Here is a 4280-nt window from a genome sequence, read left to right on the forward strand (position 1 = left end):
CTGGTGGAGAGTCTGGGACTGTTTGAAGCCCAGCAACAGAGCAGTGGTGAACAGACCATCGAAGATCTGGTGAGCAGCCGGGTCGCTGGCAACCTGATGGCCATCTGCGAACAGAACCCGCAGCTCGATCCCAAGTTGCGCTTCATGATCATGCAAGAAGCCGATGCCGTGGTCGCCGATCTGGAAGAGGTGCTCTCCGCCGTCTGGCTGCGCGCCCCGACCCCGCCCCAGCAAGCCTTTCTCGAAGAGTTCATCGATCTCATCAAGAACCTGTTTGACGGCGCCATCAGCTAACCCGTCGAGACAGCTTGTCGCCGTGGCGCGCACTCGGGCGCCGAATATCCCCGCCAACAGCACAAATGAAAAGGGCCGCCTTCACGGGCAGCCCTGCTTGCTATCATTTCAACTCATCAAGCTTTTCAATGACTTTTAATGAATATCGAGGCAAGAAATGTGTCTGGTCTTGGCTTCCATCCTTGGAAGCTACCCAGTTAGGCAAGGTCGATCCGCTTTAGTTCCCGGCCATGACCCATTTTTTTTACGATTTTTTCACTGCGCTGACACTCAGCTTGTTCAGCGCTACCTGACCGCCAAAAAAAGCCGCAAATGCGGCTCTTTTTCATATGGCAAACAGGGCGTTGTCGAACGCGGCACAGCCTCTTAGCGAGTCAGGCTCGGCGGCAAACAGACACCTATGCCACCCAGTCCGCAATACCCTTCCGGGTTCTTCTCCAGATATTGCTGATGGTAATCCTCTGCGTAATAGAAGGGCGCCAGCGGCAAGATGCGGGTGCTGATGGCGCGGCTGTCACCACTGGCCATCATGGCCTGCTGATAGGCCGCCATGCTCTGCTGGGCGATGACATGCTGGCTCTCGTCGGCATAGAAGATCACCGACCGGTACTGGGTGCCGATGTCACCGCCCTGGCGCATACCCTGGGCCGGATCATGCTGCTCCCAGAACAGCTTGAGCAGATCGCCGTAGCTGATCACCTTGGGATCAAATACCACCTGCACAGTCTCGGCATGGCCGGTCAGCCCGCTGCACACCTCTTTGTAGGTCGGATTCTGGGTAACACCGCCCTGATAGCCGGCTGCGGTGGAGTAAACCCCGGGCTGTTGCCAAAACAGGCGCTCCACACCCCAGAAACAGCCCATGCCAAACCAGGCTACCGCCATCTCTTCAGGCCAGGGGCCCTGGGTCAGGTGGCCATTGACCGCATGTTGCTGGCCAATCACCATCGTCTCGCGGCGTCCCGGCAGCGCGTCTGCCGGTGAAATAATCTGTTCCATGAACCCTGTCCTTGTATAAAAACCTGTGCGATTGCACAGCTGACGAAAAGGAGTCTCGAAGATAACAGGTTATGAGCCGGGATCAACCAAGGCCGCAGCCACGCTGGGGTAGCGGCATCCTTCAGCGCCCGGCAATCGCCCGATGGGGTCCCTTATCCCCGGTCAGCCCAAATGGTGGCAAAAAACGTAAAAATCAATATTTAGTCTTGATTTGTGAATTTATTTTCATATATTGAGCCCATTGCTGTTTTTTTATGGAAGAAGCCTCAAGTGCGTGAACGTGAACCCAGCCTGGTCTATGCCTTTCGGCAGTCTACCCCCTATGTCAACGTGCACAGAGGTGCCACCTTCGTGCTGATGATGGGCGGGGAAGCCATCTGCCACCCCAATTTTGCCAATATCGTCAGCGATATCGCCCTGCTACAGACCTTGGGTATTCGCCTAGTGCTGGTGTTTGGCTCACGCCCGCAAAATGATGAGGCGCTGGCTCGCGCCGGTATCGAGGCCCAGTACCACAGACGGATCCGGGTCACGGATGATGCCAGCTTCACCATCATCAAACAGGTGTGTGGCGGCCTGCAGTACGACATCACCGCCCAGCTCTCCATGGGGCTGGCCAACACCCCCATGCAGGGGGCGCGCATCAGCGTGGTGAGCGGCAACTTCGTCACCGCCCAGCCGCTGGGGGTAGATGATGGCATCGATTTTTGCCACAGCGGTCGGGTACGCCGCATCGACGTGGAGGGGATCACCCGCCAGCTGGATAAAAAGAGCCTGGTGCTCATCTCCCCCATCGGCTGCTCGGTCACCGGCGAGAGCTTCAACCTGAGCTCGGAAGAGGTCGCCCGCCGGGTGGCGGTGGATCTGAAAGCAGACAAGCTCATCTGTTTCAGCAGCACTCAAGGGGTGATGGACAGACATGGCGAGGCCATCTCCGAGCTCTTCCCCGAGCAGGCCGAAGAGCTGCTGGTGGAGCTGGAGCAAGCAGGGGAAGATATGTCCGGTACCGCCCGCTACCTGCGCGCGGCCATTGCCTCCTGCCGTGGCGGCGTGCCCCGCTCCCATCTGGTGAGCTATCAGGATGATGGCGCCATGCTGCAGGAGCTGTTCAGCCGCGACGGCCTCGGCACCCAGATTGTACGGGAAAGTGCCGAGCGGGCCCGCGCCGCCACCATAGAAGATATCGGCGGCATTCTCGATCTCATCCGCCCGCTGGAGGAAGAAGGGATCCTGGTACGCCGCTCCCGCGAGCAGCTGGAGATGGAGATCGACAAGTTCACCATCATAGAGCGCGACGGCCTCATCATCGGCTGCGCGGCGCTCTACTGCTTCATGGAAGAGGCGATGGCGGAGATGGCCTGCGTCGCCATTCACCCCGAGTATCGCAACTCAAACCGGGGGGATCAGCTGGTGGCCAAGGTGGCCGAGCGGGCCAAGCGGCTCGGCATTCGCCGTTTGTTCGTGCTCACCACCCGCTCCATTCACTGGTTCCGGGAACGGGGCTTCGATCCACTGGAGGTGGAAGACCTGCCGGTGGAACGGCAGCACTTCTACAACTGGCAGCGCCGCTCTAAAGTTTTGTCAAAGACCATTTCGTAAGTTATTGATCTTGTGTCGGGTTGTCGCCAATTGTTAACTTTTTCACAATCTCGATTGACAGTGCAATCCAGCGCAGGGTATTTCTAATTGTACTCCACCGCCTGCGGTGGAGCCAGAAGAGGAGCGCTGCCCAGGCAGCCCGAGGGAGGACACCAGCGTCCGATGAACTTGGGTCAGGGGGAGCAGCGCCGAGACGAGTGAGGCAACTGGATACCTCAACGTCGGCTGCGGGGGCTGAATCCCCCGGGCTGTCATCGGTAGTGGTCATCCCCCACCGAGCCCCACAAGGGGCTGGTACGGGATGGGCTCTGCAGGTGGAGTGCTTCTGGCCGGGATAGCTTCTCTGATTCCTGCCATTTTCAGCCTCCTCCTCTCTTTTTGCCCGATGGATCCAGATTTTTCAATTAAGACAGGAGTAAGCAATGAGCCCGATCAATGTCGCCAAGTTTGGCGGAACCAGTGTCGCCAATGCCGCAGCCATGAACCATTGCGCCGATGTGGTGCTGGCCAATCCGGCCACCCGGGTGGTGGTCCTAAGCGCCAGCGCCGGTGTCACCAACCTGCTGGTGGCACTGGCCCAGGGCGATCTGGACGAGGCTGGCCAGGAGGCTCAGCTGGCTAAACTGGCCGAGATCCAGCAGGCCATACTGACGGCGCTGGGCGACCCAAGCGATGTGAGTACCCTGATCCATGCCACCCTCAGCGAGATCCGCACCATGGCGCGCCAGGCCAGTCAGCACACGGATGCCGAGCTGGCCGATCGCCTCATCGCCTGCGGCGAGCAGATGTCCACCCGCCTCTTTCACGAGCTGCTGCGCCAGCGCGGCGTCAAGGCTCACTGGCAGGATGTGCGTCAGCTGATGCGCACCGACAGCCGCTTTGGCAAGGCGACCGTGGATCTCGCCGCCACCCGCGTCCTCTGCCAGCAGGCGTTGGCCCCCCTGCTCGGCGACAGCCTCATCATCACCCAGGGCTTCATCGGCTCGGATGCCGACGGTCGCACCACCACCTTGGGTCGGGGCGGTTCCGATTACAGCGCAGCACTGCTTGCCGAAGCGCTGGATGCGAGCAGCATAGAGATCTGGACCGACGTGCCCGGTATCTACACCACGGATCCGCGCCTCGTCACCCGCGCCCGCCCCATCCCCGAAATAAGCTTCGTCGAGGCGGCCGAGATGGCCACCTTCGGCGCCAAGGTACTGCACCCGGCCACCCTGCAGCCTGCGGTACGCCAAGACATACCCGTGTTTGTCGGCTCGGCCAAGGATCCGGCGGCCGGCGGCACCTGGATCCGTGCCAGCACCCGCACCAGCCCGCTGTTTCGCGCCGTGGCCCTGCGCCGCCAGCAGGTGCTGGTCACCCTGCACAGCCTCAACATGTTCCACGCC

Annotated in this window: 4 protein-coding genes and 1 riboswitch; of the genes, 3 read left to right on the forward strand and 1 reads right to left on the reverse strand. The window is 60.4% G+C overall.

What is annotated here, in order from left to right; genetic code table 11:
• A partial coding sequence (locus AAC083_RS04280) for a DUF3802 family protein (protein ID WP_108535909.1) occupies window positions 1-294 on the forward strand: 294 nt, incomplete at its 5' end.
• A gap of 366 nt (window positions 295-660) precedes the next feature.
• Here AAC083_RS04280 and msrA read toward each other — a convergent pair.
• Window positions 661-1293, reverse strand: coding sequence for a peptide-methionine (S)-S-oxide reductase MsrA (gene msrA / locus AAC083_RS04285; protein WP_108535910.1), 633 nt, complete (start codon window positions 1291-1293; stop codon window positions 661-663).
• Between the two features lie 270 nt (window positions 1294-1563).
• Here msrA and argA point away from each other — a divergent pair, with 270 nt between their 5' ends.
• Both argA and lysC read left to right on the forward strand, forming a co-directional pair.
• Entirely contained in the window at window positions 1564-2892 is a 1329-nt protein-coding gene (gene argA / locus AAC083_RS04290) for an amino-acid N-acetyltransferase (protein WP_108535911.1), read from the forward strand.
• Window positions 2893-3000: 108 nt separating this feature from the next.
• A riboswitch (Lysine riboswitch) is annotated at window positions 3001-3225 on the forward strand.
• An 89-nt stretch (window positions 3226-3314) separates the two neighbouring features.
• Window positions 3315-4280 (forward strand): lysine-sensitive aspartokinase 3 (lysC, locus tag AAC083_RS04295; RefSeq protein WP_108535912.1); only part of this gene is annotated, 966 nt, incomplete at its 3' end.

The organism is Aeromonas sp. HMWF014, assembly GCF_963878295.1.
GTDB classification, from domain to species: domain Bacteria; phylum Pseudomonadota; class Gammaproteobacteria; order Enterobacterales; family Aeromonadaceae; genus Aeromonas; species Aeromonas popoffii.

Bases quoted from the DNA above. Each gene is read 5' to 3' on its own strand.
- msrA (WP_108535910.1), bottom strand. From the start codon at position 1,293: ATGGAACAGATTATTTCACCGGCAGACGCGCTGCCGGGACGCCGCGAG.